This is a genomic window from Amaricoccus macauensis (assembly GCF_014201905.1).
In the GTDB taxonomy this organism is placed as follows: domain Bacteria; phylum Pseudomonadota; class Alphaproteobacteria; order Rhodobacterales; family Rhodobacteraceae; genus Amaricoccus; species Amaricoccus macauensis.
The window spans coordinates 730,651-748,806 of record NZ_JACHFM010000002.1; the positions used below are offsets into that span (position 1 = coordinate 730,651).

Here is an 18,156-nt window from a genome sequence, read left to right on the forward strand (position 1 = left end):
GTGGGGCCGTGTCAGACGCGCGCCTGGTTATCAAATCCTGCGATACCGAGCGCCTTCACGACCTTTGTGGTCGCCCATGCGGTCTCGTTCGTGGTTGCGGAAGCCGCGAGGAAGCCGGTGGTCGTCCAGCGGTTGACCGGCACGCCCGCGTCGTTGTGGGTGATGAAGTTCGCGTCCCGATCGTCCTTCATGGCGCGCGCGATCTTGTCGAGCGCCGCGTCCCAGGTGATCGGCTCGAACTTGCTGGACCCCGCGGCGCGCAGCATCGGCTGCGTCAGCCGGGTCTCGGACTTGACGTAGCTCTTCAGCGCCGCGCCCTTGGGGCAAAGCGTGCCACGGTTCGTCGGGTGGTCGACGTCACCCTCGATGTGGACGATGTCGGCGTTTCCGTCCCGCACATCGCCCTTCGAGTAGATGATGATGCCGCAGGCGACCGAGCAGTATGTGCAGGTGTTGCGTGTCTCGGTGGTCGTGGTGAGCTTGAAGGCCCTGACGTGGGCCGCCTCCGCCGCTTCCGCCTCACCGAAGCCCAATGCTCCGAGTGATGTCGCCGCCACACCCGCGCCGCTCAGCTTGAGAAAGCCGCGCCGCGAGAGGTCCACGTTCATTGGCGCCTCCGTTGCCTGTCTCTTGCGAGATGGGTTCACGGAATTCAGCATATGACAGATCCGATTCCGGTCAAGTCCGTCAAGGACTTCTCCGGTGCGGCTTTTAGCCGCTCGCCGCGAAATAATCTTTCAGCGCCGCCTCGGGATCCGCCGCCGCCCAAATCTCCGGCCCGACGGCGATGAAATCCGCCGTCTGCGAGAGGGACGCGGCCAGGTCGGGAGTGAGCGCGCCCTCGGCCACCACCGGAACCTCGATCATTTCCGACCACCAGGCGAAGAGATCCGCGTCGGCGACGGTGCCGTCGCCGAGCCCGCTGGCGCCCACCGGCCCGAAGCTCACATAGTCCGCACCGATCTCGGCGGCGGTCATGCCGTCGTGGCGCGAGGCCCGGCAGAAGGCGCCGACAATTGCATCGGCGCCGAGCACCTTGCGCACCTCCCGGACCTGCCGCGCGCCGTCGCTCAGGTGCACCCCGTCGAGCCCGAGGCGGGGAACGAGGCGATAGTGGTCCGCAACGACGAGCGGCACGTCGTGGGCGTAGCAGACCGGACGCAGCGCGTCGGCGGCCCGCGCCACGTCATCCTCGGAGCCCGTGGCGAGCGCCAGCCGGACGCACGCCACGTCGAACCCCTCGAGGATGCGGGCAATCCGCTCCGGGTCGCCGTGGCCGAAGGCCGCGGGCGCGATCAGGTAGAGGCGCGGCCCCTCGGCCGGACTGTCGCCCGCGACGGCCATGGGTCAGCGCCGCAGAATCGAGCGCCCGGCGTAGGCGGCGTTCGGGCCGAGGTCTTCCTCGATGCGGATCAGCTGGTTGTACTTGGCGAGGCGGTCCGAACGGCTGAGCGAACCGGTCTTGATCTGGCCGCAGTTCGTCGCGACCGCGAGATCGGCGATTGTCGAGTCCTCGGTCTCTCCGGAACGGTGCGACATGACGGCCGTGAATCCGGCGCGGTGCGCCATGTCGACGGCGGCGAGGGTCTCGCTCAGCGAACCGATCTGGTTCACCTTGACGAGGATCGAGTTGCCGATGCCCTGCTCGATGCCACGCACCAGCCGCTCGGTATTGGTGACGAAGAGGTCGTCGCCCACCAGCTGCACCCGGTTGCCGATCGCGTCGGTCAGGAGCTTCCAGCCCTCCCAGTCGTCTTCGGCCATGCCGTCCTCGATCGAGATGATCGGGTAGGCGTCGACGAGGGCGGTGAGATAGTCGACGTTCTCAGCGGACGAGAGCTTTCTGCCTTCGCCTTCAAGGTTGTAAATCCCGTCCTTGAAGTACTCCGTCGACGCGCAGTCGAGGGCGAGATAGATGTCGGTACCCGGGCGATAGCCGGCGGTCTCGATCGACTTCATGATGAAGTCGAGCGCCTCGGTGGTGGAACCAAGGCTCGGGGCGAAGCCGCCCTCGTCACCGACATTGGTGTTGTGGCCAGCCTTGGAGAGGGCCTTCTTCAGCGAATGGAAGACCTCCGCGCCCATCCGGACCGCCTCGGCTAGCGAACTGGCACCGACCGGCATCACCATGAATTCCTGGATGTCGATCGGATTGTCGGCATGGGCGCCGCCGTTGATGATGTTCATCATCGGTACCGGCAGGACATGCGCCGAGACGCCGCCAACGTAGCGATAGAGCGGCGTGCCGAGGCTCGACGCCGCCGCCTTCGCAGTGGCGAGGCTCGCGCCGAGGATGGCATTGGCTCCGAGCCGGCCCTTGTTGGCCGTGCCGTCCAGATCGATCAGCGTCCGGTCGATCCCGGTCTGGTCCGTGGCGCGGAGCCCGGTCAGCGCGTCGCAGATCGGGCCGTTCACCGCCTCGACCGCGCGACGCACGCCCTTGCCGCCGTAGCGACCCGTATCGCCGTCGCGCAGCTCCACCGCCTCGTGGGCGCCGGTCGAGGCGCCCGAGGGCACTGCGGCCCGGCCCATGGCGCCGTCCTCCAGCAGCACGTCGACCTCAACGGTCGGATTGCCCCGGCTGTCGAGAATTTCCCGACCGACGACGTCGATGATGACCGACATGCATACCCCCATCTGGCGCGTTCGTTTGCGGCGTGAGTGCTAGACGAAAGCAGCGGGACGCGGAACCGGAATCTTTGCCGTCGGCGGGCTTTGCATCTTGCCGGATGGCGGAATAAGCAGCGGAGGGTCATGCGGGGAGATGGATATGGACGACGCGACGCGGCTGAAGCGGCTGAGGATCCGGGCATGGCGGCGCGGAATACGCGAGCTCGACCTGCTGCTCGGGCCCTATGCCGACGCGCAGGTGGCGGTCGTGCCGCAGACGGAAGTCTTCGAGCGAATGCTGTCGGAGAATGACACAGAAGTTTACGACTGGTTCATGGAACGGACGAGTGCGCCGGAAGAATATCTCGATTTGGTTTTCAAGATCCGGGAGTTCCACGGAAAGCAACCGATCGGATTTCCCCAGTAAGCAACCTCCGCGTCTTAACCAGTTGGTTATGATTCTGCGCAAGGGTTCTCCGCACAGCCAATTTGCGGAGGATCGGCATGGTTATGCACGCAAAAGTCGCGGCAGCGACGCCGGATTTCGCCGCGATCGACGCGTTTCTCGGGGCCTATCTGGAAATGCTCGGCATGGTGGAGCGGCTCCACCGGCTGCTGCTCGACGTGGTGAAGGATGAATTCGAGCGTCTCGGCATCATCGACATCAATTCAGTGCAGGCGCTGCTCCTCTTCAACATCGGTGACAACGAGGTAACTGCGGGCGAGCTCAAGACGCGCGGCTACTATCAGGGGTCGAACGTGTCGTACAACCTCAAGAAGCTCGTCGAATGCGGCTACATGCATCACCAGAAGTGTGAGGTGGATCGCCGGTCCGTCCGCGTCCGGCTGACCGACCGCGGCCGCACCATCCGCACGATCATCGCGGAGCTCTTCCAGCGTCATGCCGAAGGCATTCTCGGGCGCGATGTGCTGGGCGGCACCCGCCTCGAAGAGATCAACGCTGGGTTGCGCCGGATGGAGCGCTACTGGACCGACCAGATCCGTTACATCTATTGACCGCCGGCGGCCGATCCCATGCGGCTTTTCCGCCACCGAGCGACAATTCAAACAACCCAACCCTGCCAAGGGCCTAGATTCATGATATGATCATGAAAACACAGCCGTGGGTCAGACGACGATTCGGCGATGCAGGACACTGGCAGGACGATGAGTAAGAGGTCGGCAGGCGGGACTACGATGAATTCAGGCGTACACATCTCCGGGGCGAGGAAGTACGGCCCTTACGAGTATACGCTCGGCGATGAACTGCGCGGCGAGCGGGCGACGCTCGGCAAGACGCTCCTCGACATCCAGCGGGATCTGCGGATCAAGGCCGCCTACATCGCCGCGATCGAGGAGTCCAAGCCCGAGGTCTTCTCGAACCCCGGCCTCATCGCCGGCTATGTCCGCTCGTACGCCCGCTATCTCGGGCTCGACCCCGACGAGATTTTCTGGCGCTTCTGCCAGGAGAGCGGCTTCTCGGGCACCACGCGGTCGCCGTCCGCACATCCCGTCGCGCGCGGCGCGGCCGGGCGAAAGACCGTCGGTCTCGACATGCCTCTGGCGCGCCACGAGCCGAGGCGCCGGCCGACGGTCTCGCTCTCCGGCATCGGCTCGGTCGCCATGCTGCTCTGTCTCGTCGGCGGGCTCGGCTATGGCGGCTGGATGGTGCTCCAGAACATCCAGCGCGTGCAGTTCGCACCGGTCGAGGACACGCCCCAGGCCACGGCAGAGATCGACAGCCTGCAACCGCCGACGACCGGCGGCGCCGAGGAGCCGACCCTCGCCGACCTCGCGACCCCGGTCGCGGCCACCTCGCTGGCCGAACTCTACCGCCAGCAGGAACTCGAGGTGCCGATCCTCGTCCCGCGCGACGGCCCGATCGCCGCGATCGACCCGGACAAGGCCGGCCTGCTTGCCGCCGCCGAGCCGGCGACGCTCCCGCGGGTCTCGGCCGTCCGAGACCCCGATGCGCCGGTCTCCGTGGTTCCCGTGGTGCTCACGGCCGACGATCCCAGCGCCGCAAGTGGCCCGGTACTGGCGACCGCCGCCACCCAGCGCGTCGTCGTGGTCGCCGAACGCGCCGCCTGGGTGCGGGTCTACATGCCGAACGGCACCGTGGTCTTCGAGAGCATTCTTGAGAAGGGCCAGACCTATTCCCCGCCAGAGGGTTCCGAGGTTCCGCTCATCTGGGCTGGCAACTCCGGATCGGTCTACGTGCGCGTCGGCGGCGACCTGCGCGGCCCGCTTGGCCGGGGCACCCGCGCGGCAAAGGGCATCGCGCTCGACCCCACGCTCATCGCGGAGAAATTCCCCGTGGTGACGGACGTTCCCGAGACCATCTCGCAGGTCTTCGGCGAGGCCGGACCGTTGAGCGCGCCGCTTCTCGTCCAGTAGCGCGACGTTTCCGTGACGACGGGCGGGTGGGGATGACATTCCCCGCCCGCGGCCTTATCCTTGCACCCCAAACGCAAGTGACGGATCCCCGTACCCGAGATGACCCACAATCCCGTCCGCCCCTGGCGGAACATCGAGCGCCGCCCCTCGCGCCAGATCCACGTCGGCCGGGTTCCGGTGGGCGGCGACGCGCCGATCAGCGTCCAGACCATGACGAACACGCTGACGACCGATGTCGCCGGCACCATCGCCCAAGTACAGGCCGCCGCCGATGCCGGCGCCGACATCGTCCGCGTCTCCGTCCCCGACGAGGCCTCCTCGAAGGCACTGAAGGAGATCGTCCGCGAGAGCCCGGTGCCGATCGTCGCCGACATTCACTTCCATTACCGCCGCGCCATCGAATCCGCCGAAGCCGGTGCTGCCTGCCTGCGCATCAACCCCGGCAACATCGGCTCGAAGGAGCGGGTGCGCGAGGTGATCAAGGCCGCCCGCGACCACGGCTGCTCCATGCGCATCGGCGTGAACGCGGGCTCGCTGGAACGGCACCTGCTCGAGAAGTACGGCGAGCCGTGCCCGGACGCGATGATCGAGAGCGGGCTCGACCACATCCGCATTCTCGAGGACAACGACTTTCACGAGTTCAAGATCAGCGTGAAGGCCTCCGACGTCTTCCTCGCCGCCGCCGCGTATCAGGGCCTCGCGGAGGCGACGGACGCGCCGATCCATCTCGGCATCACCGAAGCCGGCGGCATGTTGTCGGGCACCGTGAAGTCCGCGGTCGGCCTCGGCAACCTGCTCTGGATGGGAATCGGCGACACGTTGCGCGTCTCGCTCTCCGCCGATCCGGTCGAGGAGGTGAAGGTCGGCTTCGAGATCCTGAAGTCGCTCGGTCTGCGCCATCGCGGCGTCAACATCATCTCCTGCCCGTCCTGCGCCCGGCAGGGCTTTGACGTCATCAAGACCGTCGAGATCCTCGAAAAGCGCCTCGAACACGTCAAGACGCCCATGTCGCTCTCGATCATCGGCTGTGTGGTGAACGGCCCGGGTGAGGCGCTGATGACCGACGTCGGCTTCACCGGCGGCGGCGCGGGCTCGGGCATGATCTACATGGCCGGACGCCAGCACCACAAACTCGGCAACGAGGGCATGGTCGACCACATCGTCGAGCTGGTGGAAAAGCGCGCGGTCGAGATCCAGGCCGAACTCGACGCCGCAGAAGACGCCGCAGCAGCAGCCGCGGCGAAAGCCGCGGAATAATCGTCCGGCCGGGGCGACTGGTGGACATCGGCGAGGCGATGGGGCATAAGCCGCCGCCCGCCCGCGTCGGTTTTTCGGTCGCAGGATCGCGCATACCCAGAGGTTTCTCGTCATGCTCCGCATCGCGCTCGTGATCGGTCTGCTCGGCGCCGTTGGCCCGTTCGCGATCGACATGTACCTGCCGGCCCTCCCACAGGTCGCGGCGGATCTCGGAACGAGCATGCAGGCGACCCAGTCGACGCTCTCGGTCTTCTTTGCCGCCTTTGGCATCAGCCAGCTCGCCTATGGCCCGCTGTCCGACCAGTTCGGGCGCAAGCCGCCACTCTACGTCGGGCTCGTGATTTTCCTCCTCGGCACGATCGGTTGCGCCTTTGCGCCGACCATCGCCACGCTGCTCGTGGCGCGCGTGATACAGGGCATCGGCGCCGCCACGGTGATGGTGATCCCGCGCGCGATCATCCGCGACCTCCACACCGGCCCCGCCGCCACGCGGCTCATGGCGACGGTGATGCTCGTGATCTCGGTCTCGCCGATGCTCGCGCCGCTCGCCGGCAGCGGCGTCATGGCGGTCGCCGGCTGGCGGTCGATCTTCCTCGTGCTCGGTGCCGCCGCCGCCTTCAGCCTCGCCCTGACCGCCTTCGCGCTGGAAGAGACGCTGCCGCCCGAACGCCGCGTACCGGCCCGGCCGCGCCAGCTCCTTGCCGGCGCCTGGCGGCTCATCCGCGATCCGCAGTTTCTCGGCCTGACCTTCATCGGCGGCTTCGGTATGGCGAGCTTCTTCGCGTTTCTCGCCAGCGCCTCGTTCGTCTACACCGGCGAGTTCGGCCTCTCGCCCACCGGCTTCAGCCTCGCCTTCGCGCTCAATGCCATCGGCTTCTTCGGCGCCACGCAAGCCGCCGCCTCGCTCGGCGAGCGCCACGGCATGGGCCGCGTCGTGCGTCTGGCGGTGACGGGCTTCGCCGGGGTGTCGTGCCTCCTCGTGCTCGTGGTTCTCGCCGGGTTCGGCAGCCTGCCGGTGATCATCCTCATGCTCCTTGCCGCGAACGCCTTCCTCGGTCTCGTCATCCCGACGGTGGCAGTGATGGCGCTCGACCCGCACCCGGACATTGCGGGCCTTGCATCCTCGCTCGGCGGCACGCTGCAAATGGTGACCGGCGGGCTGATGATCGTCGCCGCCGGGCCGTTCTTCGACGGGACGGCACTTCCCATGGTTTCGGCAATCGCGATCGCCGGCATTCTCTGCTGGCTGACCGCACAGGCGACCTTCGGGCGCGCCACCCCTCGGGTGGCCTGAGCCATGGTGCCTGAGGAAAGGCTCGACCAGATCCGCGCCCGTTTCGAGTTTCTCGAGGCGCGCATGGCCGAAGGGGCAGGGGGCGGCGATCTGGCGGCCCTCGGGCGCGAGTACGCCGAGCTTCGGCCGGTGGTGGAGGCGATCGCGCACTATCGCGCGCTCCACGCCGAGCGCGACGAGGTGGAGCGCCTGCGCACGGACCCCGAGATGCGCGAACTCGTCGAGGAAGAGGCCGCGCGCATCGCCACCGAGCTGCCCGAGGCCGAACATGCGGTACAGCTCGCGCTTCTCCCGAAGGACGCGGCCGACGAACGCTCGGCGATCCTCGAAATCCGCGCTGGCACCGGCGGTGAGGAAGCGGCGCTTTTCGCAGCCGATCTTGCGCGCATGTACCAGCGCCATGCCGAGGCGCGGGGCTGGCGCTTCGAGGTCGTCGAGGCGGCGCAGACCGAGCTTGGCGGCTACCGTGAACTGGTCGCCGAGGTGAGCGGCAAGGGGGTCTTTGCCGCGCTGAAGTTCGAATCCGGCGTCCACCGGGTGCAGCGGGTGCCGGAAACCGAGTCGGGCGGGCGCATTCACACCTCCGCCGCCACCGTCGCGGTGCTGCCGGAGGCCGAGGAGGTCGAGATCGACATCCCTGCCTCCGACATCCGCATCGACACCATGCGCGCCTCCGGCGCCGGCGGGCAGCACGTCAACACCACCGACTCCGCCGTGCGCATCACCCATCTTCCGACCGGCATCGTCGTCACCTCGTCCGAGAAGTCGCAGCACCAGAACCGCGCGCGGGCAATGCAGGTCCTGCGCGCCCGCCTCTACGACCGCGAGCGCGCCAGCAGCGAGGCCGCGCGCGCCGCCGCCCGCAAGGGACAGGTGGGCTCGGGCGATCGCTCCGAGCGCATCCGCACCTACAACTTCCCCCAGGGACGCCTCACCGACCACCGCATCGGCCTCACGCTCTACAAGCTCGACCAGGTCATGCAGGGCGATCTCGATGACGTGATCTCGGCCCTTGGCCTCGCAGATCAGGCCGCGCGGCTGGCCGAGCTCGACCCGTGACCATCCGGGCGGCACTCGCGACCGGCACCGAGCGGCTCAGGACGGTCGGCATCGCCGATCCGGGCCGGGACGCCCGGCGGCTGATGGCGGCGGCGCTCGGGGTTCCGTCCGACCGCCTGACGCTCCTCTCGGGTGACACGATCCCTGCGGAGGCAGCCGATACGTTCGCAAGGATGATCGCGCAGCGTGTGAGCTTCCGGCCCGTGGCCCAGATCGTCGGGACCAGGGCGTTCTGGGGCAGGGACTTCACCGTCACCGGGGCGGTTCTCGACCCGCGCCCGGAGACGGAGACGCTCATCGAGATCGCCCTCCGCGGCCGTCCGGCCGCGCGCATCCTCGACATCGGCACAGGTAGTGGCGCGATCCTTCTGACCCTGCTTGCCGAATGGCCCGAGGCGCGCGGCGTCGGCACCGACATCGACCCCGCCGCATTGGCCGTGGCGGCAGCAAACGCCGACCGGCTCGCGATCGGCCCCCGGGTGCAGTTCGTTGAAACCTGCTGGGCCGCCGGCGTCGCGGGGCCATTCGATCTGGTGGTGTCGAACCCACCCTACATTGCCGCGGCGGAGATTGATGAACTCGCCCCTGACGTGCGCGACTGGGAGCCACGTCACGCCCTCACCCCCGGCCCCTCCGGCCTTGAGAGTTACGCCGCAATCGCCCCGTCACTCCCGCCACTTCTCGCCCCACACGGACGCGTGCTCGTCGAGATCGGCCCGACCCAGGGCACGGCGGTTTCTGCATTGCTGCGGGGTGCCGGGCTCACCGAGACCTGCATCCATCCGGATCTCGACCTGCGCGATCGCGTAATCGCCGCCTCAGCGCAAGGTTGAGAAAAGTTTGGGGTTTTCCGCTTGTGTTTTCCAACCACCCGCTTATATCTCGGAGAGATCCTCCGCGAGCGTCCAGGATTATCCTTGCTTGGGACGCATGGCGGATCGGACAAGTGCACTGACACAACGGGATGATCGTTGACTGCCGCAAGGCGGTTCAACCTGTCCCCACAGCCACCAATGGCGGACAATTCACGGCATGAGACCATCGAACAAGTCGCGGTCCCGTAACAAGACCGGCAACAGCGGTAGCCACAGCAACAACAATAACAACCAGCGCCGCAACAGTATGGGCAACATCATCAACCGCGTGTTCGAGAGCGCGGGGCCCGATGGCAAGGTGCGCGGCACGCCGCAGCAGATCATCGACAAGTATCAGGCGCTCGCCCGCGATGCCCAGGTTTCGGGTGACCGTGTCGCTGCCGAGAGCTATCTCCAGCACTCCGAGCACTACGGCCGCCTCCTCGGCGAGGCGCAGCGCGTCCAGCAGGAGGCCCGCGCCAGTCAGGAGCGTGACGGCGATCGCGAGGAGGGTGGTTTCGATCAGCGCCGCCAGCAATCGCAGCCCAACGTGGGCTCCGGCCTCACGATGATCGACACCGACGACGGCTTCGACTCGGGCCCGATCGAGACCCCCGAAGGCCGCCGCGGCGGCTACGAGGACAACAGCGGCTTCCAGCGCCGCGACCGCGAGCCGCGTGAGCAGCGGGTAAACGGCCAGTCGGCCCCCCACGCCGCCGGGCCCGCACCGCAGGCACACGCAGCGCAGGCCGCACCCGCACCGCAGGTGCCCGCCGCGCAGGCGGCACCCGCACAGGCGCCCGCCGCGCAGGCCGCTCCCGCGCCGCAGGCCGAGCCGGTCCAGCAGGCTACCCCCGCGCCGCAGGATGCCGCTGCGCCGCAGGCCGAACCAGTGACACAGGCTGAACCGGCACCGCTCCCGGAGCCCGTGCAGCAGACGGCGCCCGAACCCGTAGCGGAACCGCAGCCGGCCGCCCGGGTGAGGTCCCCGAGGACCCGGCGCGAGGCCGCGCCCGCAGCCGTCGAACCCGTGGCCGCGCCGGACGCAGCCGTGTCCGGGGCCGCCACTCAGGAGGAAGCCATCGAGCTCGCGGAGCCGGAGGCCGAACCGGCGAAAAAGCCGCGCGCCCGCCGGCGCAAGACCCAGCCGGCCGTCACCGCGACGGACGAGGCCGCTGCCGCGCCCGAGCCCGCTGCTGCGCCCGAGGCCGCCCCGAGCGAGTAAGTCCAACGCCGGCAGGGGGGCCTACCTGTGGCCCCCCCGCGATCAGCCAGCGTCCCGGGCTCCCAGCGTCCTGGACAGCCCGCCCCCGAACCATCCGATTTCGCCAGCCTCTCGACGCCCGCGCGTCAGCGCGACGCGTCCCGCTCGGCGACCAGCCGCGCCAGCCGGCAGAACCCCTCCAGCGACACCTGTTCCGCCCGCTCGGTGGCCGGAATCCCCGCCGCCGCCAGCAGCGTCTCGGCATCGCCGAGCGGCCGAAGGCTCGCCCGGAGCATCTTGCGCCGCTGCCCGAAGGCGAGCGCCACCACCCGGCTCAGCACCGCTGCATCCGCCGGAAACCGCGGCTCGGCGAGGCGTTCGAGATGCACGACCGCGCTCGTCACCTTCGGCGCGGGGGTAAACGCCCGCGCCGGGATCTCGAAGGCGATCCGCGCGTTGCACCGCCACTGCGCGAGAAGCGACAGCCGCCCGTATGCCTTCGAGCCCGGCGCCGCCACGATCCGCTCTGCCACCTCACGCTGGAACATGAGCGTCATGCTCTCCCAGAACGGCGGCCAGACCGCCGGAGTCAGCCAGCGCACCAGAAGCTCGGTCCCCACGTTGTAGGGCAGGTTCGCCGCGATCCGGATCGGCGGCGTCAGCAACGGCAGGGGATCGACGCCAAGTGCATCCCCCTCGATCACCTCGAGCCGCCCCGGATAGGCAGCCGCGATCTCGGCCAGCGCCGGGAGACAGCGCGCGTCCCGCTCGATCGCCACCACCTTGCGCGCCCCTTCAGTCAGCAGCGCCCGCGTCAGCCCGCCCGGCCCGGGGCCGATCTCCAGCACATCAGACCCGGCGAGATCGCCGACACGCCGCGCAATCCGTCCGGTCAGGTTCAGGTCAAAAAGAAAATTCTGTCCCAGCGACTTGCGTGCCGCGAGCCCGTGCGTCGCGATCACCTCGCGGAGCGGCGGCAGTCCGTCGCCGCCCGACCCCCCGGCGCCGCTCACGCCCGTGCCCGCGCGGCCGCCATGTCGCGCGCCATCCCGAGCGCCGCAATCAGGCTCGACGCGCTCGCAACGCCCTTGCCGGCAATATCGTAGGCCGTGCCGTGATCCGGCGAGGTCCGCACGAAGTCGAGCCCGAGCGTCACGTTTACCCCGCCGTCGAAATCCACCGTCTTGATCGGGATGAGCGCCTGATCGTGGTACATGCAGACCGCCACGTCATAGCGCGCCCGCGCCGCCGGATGGAACATGGTGTCCGCCGGCAGCGGCCCGGCGATCGTCATCCCCTCGGCGCGCAACCGATCCAGCACCGGCGCTATCACCGTCGCCTCCTCATGCCCCATCGCCCCGCCTTCGCCCGCGTGCGGGTTCAGCCCGGCGACGGCGATGCGCGGCGTGGCGATGCCGAAATCCGTCCGTAGCCCCGCCTCCGTCACCCGCAGTGTCGCCTCCAGCAGGTCGGGCGTCAGTGCGCCCGGCACGTCGGCGACGGGGATGTGGATCGTCACCGGCACCACCCGGAGCGCGGGCGCCGCCAGCATCATCACCGGCAGGGCCGCGCCTGAAAGATGCGCGAGGTACTCGGTATGGCCGGGAAACGCGAACCCCGCGCCGTCCTTCAGGGCCTTCTTGTGGATCGGATTGGTGCAGAGCGCCGAGGCCTGTCCATCGCGCACCAGCTCCACCCCACGGGCAATGATCGCGATCACCGCCGCCGCGTTCGCCGGATCGGGCTGGCCGGGCAGCGCCGGCGCGGGCAGGGGGTGCGAGAGCACCGGCAGCCCGTCCGGCATCGCCGCCACCGCGTCCCCGGGCGCCGCGATCTCCCGCACGGGCAGGGCAAGCCGGGCGCCGGTCTCGCGCATCAGCGCCACGTCACCGATCAGGAAGAACGGCAACCGCCCGCGCAGGTCCGCCCAGGCCCTGAGCACGATCTCGCCGCCGATCCCGGACGGATCGCCCAGCGTGAGCGCGACCGGCGCGGTCATTTCTGCACGATGAGCGCGTCGCCGAGCAGCTCCTGCAGATAGCCCTGACCGAAACTCGCCACCCGGTCGCTGAAGAGCCGCTGGCGCAGCTGCTCACGGGCCTCGGGCGTCTCCACGGCGGCGGCATCGGGCGCCTCCTGCCTGATCGAGACCAGCTTGATGAGCGCGAGGCCGCCGGAGATCGGCATCGGCCGGGTGGTCTGGCCCGGGCGGAGCAACAGGACCTGCGTGCGGAAGTCGGTCGGAAGCTGGGTCGCGGGCACGGGAGGCAGGACGCCGCCCTGTTCGGCCGTGCCACTGCGGCTGTACTCCTGCGCGACGCTCGCGAAGCTCGTGCCGCGCGAAATCTGGCTGTAGAGCTGGTTGGCGAGCGTCACCGTCTCCGCCTCGCCGCGCTCGGCGAACGGCAGGGCGATCTCGGCGAGGTAAAGCATCTCGCGCGGCCGTTTGGCCTGCAATTCCATCGCCTGATCGAGATCGGCATCAGTGGGCATCGCCCGGGCGCGGAAGCGGGTGCCCAGCACCTCGCGCCACATCAGCCCGGATTCCACGAAGTCGTTCATGGTTTGCTGATCAATGCCGCGAACCGAGAGCACCTCGGTCACGTCTTCGGGCGTCAGGCCGCGGTTGGTCGCGAACTCCGCGATTCCCGTCTGGATCGCGCCCTCGGGAAGAGTGATCCCGAGGGACTTCGCCGCCTGCACCTTTACCCGGTCCTCGGTCAGCTGCTGCGTCGCGACCTTGCGCAGGTCGCCAGTGGCGCCAAGGGCATCGAGCAGCTTGACCCGCTGCGCAATGTCGTACTCGGTCACCACGCTCGAGTTCACGGTGAACGCCGGCGCGTAGGGGTTCGCCGCCCTGACCGGCGCCGCCATCGCCGTCACGATCGTGATCGCGAGGGCCGTGAGGACCCTGGCTGCGAGGACACTCCGCATCGTCACTCCTTCAGACCGTCAGGCACCGCGCATGCAGACGCGCGCCGGCCACTTGGTTTCGCCGTCTCCCCCGAACCCCGAGAGCTTCAACCCGAACGAGACAGAGGTCGAGGGCGGCAGATTGTCGGTGTACGTATACCGGCGCTGAAGCGAAAGGTCGAACTCGGCGCACTCGTTGCCGTACGTGATCCCGGCCCCGGCCCGCAGGTTGGCGTGCGCGACCGCATCATAGCGCCAGAGCCCCCGCAGCTCCCAGTTCGGCAGGAATCGATAGCGGGCGTCGAGGGCGATTTCGCTCGTTTCCGGCTGCAAGCCGATGAACGGGTTCGTGTCGTCTTCCTGAAGGTAGATGTAGGCCGCGCGCAGGCCGCCGCGCTCTCCCTCATAGGCGAGTGCGAACTCGTTCCTCGCGAAATCGAGCCTGTCGGTGAAGAGCGAGCGGTTCACGAGTGTGAGACCCCAGTCGAACTGCAGCGACACTGCCGTCACGTAGTCCGACCACTGGCCGGCAAGGCCGGTGCCCTCATAGAACTGCGCGTCGCTCGACGTCGAGCGAAGCACCCGGCCCGCCATCAGCCCGAGCGACCAGCCGGCCGGATCGAGCCGGGTATAGCTCACCCCGAGATTGGCGCGGAACCCGGTCTCCAGCCGGTCGGTCCCGGGGAAGCGGTTGAGCGAGAACAGGTTGGTGTCGTCGAATTCGACGAGCTGGCTGTCCTCGTTCGGCACATCCGAGTCGCCGAACGCGTGGGAATAGACGACCTGCACGATCGGCTCGATCACATGCTGGGCGTTCGACGTCGCCTTCATCCACGGCCAGCGCAATTCGATCGAGCCGGTCGGCACGGTTCGGACATAGGTCTCGGTGTCGCCGGTGGCGCGGGCTTCCCACGCCTGATAGGCGGCGAAGTCGATGCCCGCGACCACTTCGGCCAGCACGCCGTGGCCGAGGTTGCCATCGCGGGTCCAGTCGCCGCCGCCGCTGGCCCGGAACATGTTCTGGCCGTCCTCGCGAATGATGCCGAGCGAGTCGCCGTTGATCCCGAGCGTGCCGCCGCCAAGCCCGGGCGTGGCATAGAGCCGGCGATAGGTGAACTCGGGGAACGCGAAGGGCACGGTTCCCGCATCCACATCGTCCGACCCCGCAAGCGCCTGGAACGCGACGGTGCCGAAGGAAACGTACTCATCGAGCATGGTGCGGTGGATTGCCGCCGTGCTGGTCAGGCGGTCCGCGTCCGAATAGTCGAACTGGCCGAGATAGCTGTCGTCGCTCGCCCAGTTGAGGTCGAAGTCGCCGATGAAGTCCCGCGGCAGCGCGAAGGCGCCCTGCGCGGACAACGCCCCCCGGAGCCCGCCGCCATCGCCAAGCCCGTCATCAAGGGCGAGTGAGCCCGCGAGATTGAAGCCTCCGCTTTCGAAGCGTTGCCGGTACTGTCCCTCGAGGATGCGCGCGCCGCTCGTGGTGATGAACGGCGTCAGCGTCATGTCCGCCTGATCGCCAAGCGTGCGGTAGTACGGCAGCTTGATGCCGAAGCCGTAGATCTGTGACGACGACTGAAACCGCGGCAGCAGGATGCCGTTCGCCCGCCCTGCGCCGGGCTCGGGGATGCTTGCCCGCGGCAACCATCCGATCGGAACCCCGAAGAGCTCGAAACTCGCATTCTCGAAATAGATCCGCTGCGCCGCAGCGTCCCGGATCACCCGGCTTGCCCGGATCGCCCACGTCGGCCGCGTGTCGCCCTCGCAGATCGTGCAGGTGCTCGCCACCGTGCGATAGAGCGTGTCGAACCCGCCCTCGCGCCGCGCCTCGGCCGCCGCGAGCTGCATCTGGCCGGCGATGAGCAGCCGCGCGCTCTCGATCAGCCCGTCCTCCAGATCGGGCGTCAGCGTCGCGCCATCGGCGATCAGCACGCCCCCCTGCGCGTCCGTCAGCAGCAGCCCCTCCGCCTCGATCCTGTCCGCCCGCTGGTCGTAGACGATCCGCTTCGCCCGAAGCACCCGGTCGCCGTAAAGCACCTCGACATTGCCGCTCGCGGTCAGCCGCTCGGTCTGCTGGTCAAAGCTCACCTGATCGGCCACGAGGCTTGCCGGCATCCGCGCCGCATCGGGCGCCTGCGCCACCGACGGCACCCCGCCCCCCAGCACGGCACCGAGCGCGCCGGCGCCAAGGACGAGGGAGCTCGCGAGCGCAGGGAGGATCCGGGTCTTTCTCATGGTCATCCGTCCTCTAGATGCAACAGCAGGCTGATGGCGAGCAGGATCGCCGCGAACGGCGGGCTCCACGCGGCCACCAGGATCGGAATGTTGCCCTGTGCGCCAAGGGATTCGGCGAAATCCTTGAAGAAGTAGAGGGCAAACCCCGCCAGCACCGCCAGCAGGATCATGACCCCGGTCTGCCCGAACCGCGACGGCCGCATGGCGAAGGCCGCGCCGATCAGCACCATCGCGGCGTAGAGCGCGGGCTTCGCCAGTTCGGTCTGGAAGAACAGCCGGTGCTTCAGCCCGGAAAAGCCCGACTCCTCCATCTGCTGGATGAAGCGCGGCAGTTCCCAGAAGCCAACGGTTTCCGGCGGCGCGAAGCTCTCGAGGATTTCGTCGTTGGTCAGCCCGGTCGCGAGGCTCAGCCGCTCGTCCTGCGCGGTGAGGCTGAAGCTGCCGTCGGGTTGCAACCGCCACTCCCGGGCGTTCTCGAGCACCCACGCCCCCGGCGTCAGCCGGACCGCCGGCGCGTCGATCCGCGAATAGAGCACGCCGTCCCGGTTGAACCGGTGCATGTGCACCCGCGTCAGGATCGAGCCGTCGCTGTTGGTGCGCGCCGCCTGGATCACCGTCTGCCCGTCCGGGTCGGCCTGCCGCAGCCACACGCCCTCCTTGGAGAACGACAAGAGGCTCGATGCCGACGAGCTGAACTCCTCCTCCGCCGCATGTCCCTGCCGGATCGAGGCGGCCACGAACGGATTGACCGCCGCCACGAAGAAGATCGCCAGCCCGATCGCCGCGAGCACCGGCACCCGGAGCAGCCGGAGCGCCGATATTCCCGAGGCCCGCATCACCACGAGCTCGCTGGTCCGCGCCAGCCCGAGGAACGTGACAAGGCTCGCGAGCATCAGCACCAGCGGGAACACCTGATAGAGCAATTCGGGCGCCTGCAGCAGGGTGATGACGAGAATATCCCCCGATGCAGCGCCCGCGTCGCCGTAGCGGCGCAGGTTCTCGACCCCGGTGAAAAGCAGCACCACGAGGGTGATGGCGAGAAAGACCCCGAGGGTCGATCTCAGGAATTTCATCAGGATGTAGCGCCAGAGCGTCATGTGGCGGCACTCCGGGGTACGCGCGATCGGCTGAGCCGCAGCGTCAGGACGGCAACGTAGACGATCGCGATCACGCTCGGCAGATACATGAGCGGCCAGAGCGAAGGATTGACCGGCACGCGACCGCGCGCGACGAAAAGCAGCGCCATGAGCAGCGTGGCCACCCCCACCGCCACGATCACCCGCCGCCCGAAGCCACTGCGCCGGAAGCCGCCCGAGAGCAGCGTGACGAGCGCGATGAGCGGAAACAGCCCCGAGATCAGCGGCATGGCGAGCTTGTAGTGTCCTTCGGCCAGATAGTTGCCAAGAGTGTAGCGCGAAACCGCCAGCATCTCCGGGCTCGGGCGCAGCAGCTCTGGCACCGAATATTCCGACGGCCGGCGCACGCGCACGCCCTCTTCTTTCAGCATGTCGCTCAGGTCGAAGACGAACTGATCGAAGCTGACCGAAGTAAGCTGGTTCGGCGACGACCCCGGCGCCATCGCCACCCCTTCGAGCATCACGAGACGCGCCTCGTCGCCATCGCGCAGCAGGAGCGCCTTTTTCGCCGAATAGGTCACCGGCCGCGCCGGATCGCGCTGGTCGTTGAGGAATATCCCCGCCATCTCACCGGTCCGGCTCGTATCGGTGATGAAGAGCGTGAGGCCATCCACCGGATGGATGAACTGTCGCTCGACAATGAGCGCGTTGGCGAGATCCGATCGGATCGCCTGTGTCCGCTCCGAGAGGATGGCACTTGAGCGCGGCACCAGGACGGTCATGACGATCAGCATTGCGACCCCGATCATCGCCCCGAAGATCGCCACCGGCTTCAGCATCGAGGGCGGACCGTAGCCCGCGCCCATCATCACCACGAGTTCGCTGTCGGTATGCAGCCGGTTCAGGGCGTAGAGCGCGGCGCCCATCCCCGAGAGCGGCAGGACGATGACGAAGACCTGCGGCAGGACCAGCGTCGAGAACTCGAGGAAGACCTTCGCCCCCTCGCCGGACGCGATGACCGTGTCAACGAGTCGCACCGCCTGCGTCAGCCAGATGACGCCGGTGAAAACCAGAACGAAAAACCAGAGAGCGCTGACAAGCGCCTGAACGATGTAGCGATCGAGTCGCCTCACGCTGTTACTGCCCCTCTGGTCGCGGTCTCTTGCCGCCGTTGGTCTACGCCTTTGGTTTACCTGGGGTGCGCGGCCCGTGCATCTGGCCAAGCGGCCGGAAAGTCGCTAGGCCTCACCCGTCCTG

General features: G+C 68.2%; 17 protein-coding genes. 8 read left to right on the plus strand and 9 right to left on the minus strand.

What is annotated here, in order from left to right; all coding sequences use genetic code 11:
* Positions 1 to 11 precede the first annotated feature (11 nt).
* From HNP73_RS24140 to eno, 3 genes are all read right to left on the minus strand, one after another.
* A complete protein-coding gene (locus HNP73_RS24140) occupies positions 12 to 608 on the minus strand; it encodes a molybdopterin-dependent oxidoreductase (RefSeq protein ID WP_221288464.1) in 597 nt (198 codons plus the stop codon).
* 103 nt (positions 609 to 711) lie between these two features.
* Positions 712 to 1,344, minus strand: coding sequence for a thiamine phosphate synthase (locus tag HNP73_RS10985; RefSeq protein WP_184148875.1), 633 nt, complete (start codon positions 1,342 to 1,344; stop codon positions 712 to 714).
* Positions 1,345 to 1,347: 3 nt separating this feature from the next.
* Positions 1,348 to 2,625: a phosphopyruvate hydratase gene (gene eno / locus HNP73_RS10990; RefSeq protein WP_184148878.1), complete on the minus strand. Its 1,278-nt coding sequence runs from the start codon at positions 2,623 to 2,625 to the stop codon at positions 1,348 to 1,350.
* Positions 2,626 to 2,770: 145 nt separating this feature from the next.
* Between eno and HNP73_RS10995 the strand changes: the two genes are divergently transcribed.
* From HNP73_RS10995 to HNP73_RS11030, 8 genes are all read left to right on the plus strand, one after another.
* A complete protein-coding gene (locus tag HNP73_RS10995) occupies positions 2,771 to 3,037 on the plus strand; it encodes an FAD assembly factor SdhE (RefSeq protein WP_184148881.1) in 267 nt (88 codons plus the stop codon).
* Positions 3,038 to 3,114: 77 nt separating this feature from the next.
* Complete coding sequence (locus HNP73_RS11000; RefSeq protein ID WP_184148883.1) at positions 3,115 to 3,627, plus strand: MarR family winged helix-turn-helix transcriptional regulator; 513 nt, start codon at positions 3,115 to 3,117, stop codon at positions 3,625 to 3,627.
* A gap of 180 nt (positions 3,628 to 3,807) precedes the next feature.
* Positions 3,808 to 5,007 (plus strand): helix-turn-helix domain-containing protein, encoded by a 1,200-nt coding sequence (locus HNP73_RS11005; protein WP_184148885.1) that lies wholly within the window; start codon positions 3,808 to 3,810, stop codon positions 5,005 to 5,007.
* A gap of 99 nt (positions 5,008 to 5,106) precedes the next feature.
* Positions 5,107 to 6,264, plus strand: a complete 1,158-nt coding sequence (ispG, locus tag HNP73_RS11010) for a flavodoxin-dependent (E)-4-hydroxy-3-methylbut-2-enyl-diphosphate synthase (protein ID WP_184148887.1) — start codon at positions 5,107 to 5,109, stop codon at positions 6,262 to 6,264.
* Between the two features lie 112 nt (positions 6,265 to 6,376).
* The gene (locus HNP73_RS11015; protein ID WP_184148889.1) at positions 6,377 to 7,558 is read left to right on the plus strand and encodes a multidrug effflux MFS transporter; all 1,182 of its coding nucleotides are present in this window, start codon (positions 6,377 to 6,379) and stop codon (positions 7,556 to 7,558) included.
* Between the two features lie 3 nt (positions 7,559 to 7,561).
* Complete coding sequence (gene prfA / locus HNP73_RS11020; RefSeq protein WP_184148891.1) at positions 7,562 to 8,617, plus strand: peptide chain release factor 1; 1,056 nt, start codon at positions 7,562 to 7,564, stop codon at positions 8,615 to 8,617.
* Complete coding sequence (gene prmC / locus HNP73_RS11025; RefSeq protein ID WP_184148893.1) at positions 8,614 to 9,450, plus strand: peptide chain release factor N(5)-glutamine methyltransferase; 837 nt, start codon at positions 8,614 to 8,616, stop codon at positions 9,448 to 9,450. The genes prfA and prmC overlap by 4 nt, the downstream gene beginning before the upstream one ends.
* Positions 9,451 to 9,649: 199 nt before the next feature.
* On the plus strand, positions 9,650 to 10,696 hold the full coding sequence (locus tag HNP73_RS11030; RefSeq protein ID WP_184148896.1) for a DUF4167 domain-containing protein: 1,047 nt from the start codon (positions 9,650 to 9,652) through the stop codon (positions 10,694 to 10,696).
* Between the two features lie 125 nt (positions 10,697 to 10,821).
* Here the strand turns inward: HNP73_RS11030 and rsmA are convergent, their stop codons facing one another.
* Genes rsmA through HNP73_RS11060 form a run of 6 tightly spaced genes read right to left on the minus strand, consistent with a single transcriptional unit; the run spans position 10,822 to position 18,032 of the window.
* Positions 10,822 to 11,688: a 16S rRNA (adenine(1518)-N(6)/adenine(1519)-N(6))-dimethyltransferase RsmA gene (rsmA, locus tag HNP73_RS11035; protein WP_184148898.1), complete on the minus strand. Its 867-nt coding sequence runs from the start codon at positions 11,686 to 11,688 to the stop codon at positions 10,822 to 10,824.
* Positions 11,685 to 12,674, minus strand: coding sequence for a 4-hydroxythreonine-4-phosphate dehydrogenase PdxA (gene pdxA / locus HNP73_RS11040; RefSeq protein ID WP_184148901.1), 990 nt, complete (start codon positions 12,672 to 12,674; stop codon positions 11,685 to 11,687). The genes rsmA and pdxA overlap by 4 nt, the downstream gene beginning before the upstream one ends.
* Positions 12,671 to 13,609, minus strand: a complete 939-nt coding sequence (locus HNP73_RS11045; protein WP_184148904.1) for a peptidylprolyl isomerase — start codon at positions 13,607 to 13,609, stop codon at positions 12,671 to 12,673. Before HNP73_RS11045 ends, pdxA begins: the two co-directional genes overlap by 4 nt.
* Before the next feature lie 18 nt (positions 13,610 to 13,627).
* Positions 13,628 to 15,823, minus strand: coding sequence for an LPS-assembly protein LptD (locus HNP73_RS11050; protein ID WP_184148907.1), 2,196 nt, complete (start codon positions 15,821 to 15,823; stop codon positions 13,628 to 13,630).
* Between the two features lie 2 nt (positions 15,824 to 15,825).
* A complete protein-coding gene (lptG, locus tag HNP73_RS11055) occupies positions 15,826 to 16,920 on the minus strand; it encodes an LPS export ABC transporter permease LptG (RefSeq protein ID WP_184148909.1) in 1,095 nt (364 codons plus the stop codon).
* A complete protein-coding gene (locus HNP73_RS11060) occupies positions 16,917 to 18,032 on the minus strand; it encodes an LptF/LptG family permease (RefSeq protein WP_184148912.1) in 1,116 nt (371 codons plus the stop codon). Before HNP73_RS11060 ends, lptG begins: the two co-directional genes overlap by 4 nt.
* Positions 18,033 to 18,156: the final 124 nt, after the last annotated feature.

Bases quoted from the DNA above. Each gene is read 5' to 3' on its own strand.
- HNP73_RS24140 (WP_221288464.1), bottom strand. From the start codon at position 608: ATGAACGTGGACCTCTCGCGGCGCGGCTTTCTCAAGCTGAGCGGCGCG.
- HNP73_RS10985 (WP_184148875.1), bottom strand. From the start codon at position 1,344: ATGGCCGTCGCGGGCGACAGTCCGGCCGAGGGGCCGCGCCTCTACCTG.
- eno (WP_184148878.1), bottom strand. From the start codon at position 2,625: ATGTCGGTCATCATCGACGTCGTCGGTCGGGAAATTCTCGACAGCCGG.
- HNP73_RS10995 (WP_184148881.1), top strand. From the start codon at position 2,771: ATGGACGACGCGACGCGGCTGAAGCGGCTGAGGATCCGGGCATGGCGG.
- HNP73_RS11000 (WP_184148883.1), top strand. From the start codon at position 3,115: ATGGTTATGCACGCAAAAGTCGCGGCAGCGACGCCGGATTTCGCCGCG.
- HNP73_RS11005 (WP_184148885.1), top strand. From the start codon at position 3,808: ATGAATTCAGGCGTACACATCTCCGGGGCGAGGAAGTACGGCCCTTAC.
- ispG (WP_184148887.1), top strand. From the start codon at position 5,107: ATGACCCACAATCCCGTCCGCCCCTGGCGGAACATCGAGCGCCGCCCC.
- HNP73_RS11015 (WP_184148889.1), top strand. From the start codon at position 6,377: ATGCTCCGCATCGCGCTCGTGATCGGTCTGCTCGGCGCCGTTGGCCCG.
- prfA (WP_184148891.1), top strand. From the start codon at position 7,562: ATGGTGCCTGAGGAAAGGCTCGACCAGATCCGCGCCCGTTTCGAGTTT.
- HNP73_RS11030 (WP_184148896.1), top strand. From the start codon at position 9,650: ATGAGACCATCGAACAAGTCGCGGTCCCGTAACAAGACCGGCAACAGC.
- pdxA (WP_184148901.1), bottom strand. From the start codon at position 12,674: ATGACCGCGCCGGTCGCGCTCACGCTGGGCGATCCGTCCGGGATCGGC.
- HNP73_RS11045 (WP_184148904.1), bottom strand. From the start codon at position 13,609: ATGCGGAGTGTCCTCGCAGCCAGGGTCCTCACGGCCCTCGCGATCACG.
- HNP73_RS11050 (WP_184148907.1), bottom strand. From the start codon at position 15,823: ATGAGAAAGACCCGGATCCTCCCTGCGCTCGCGAGCTCCCTCGTCCTT.
- lptG (WP_184148909.1), bottom strand. From the start codon at position 16,920: ATGACGCTCTGGCGCTACATCCTGATGAAATTCCTGAGATCGACCCTC.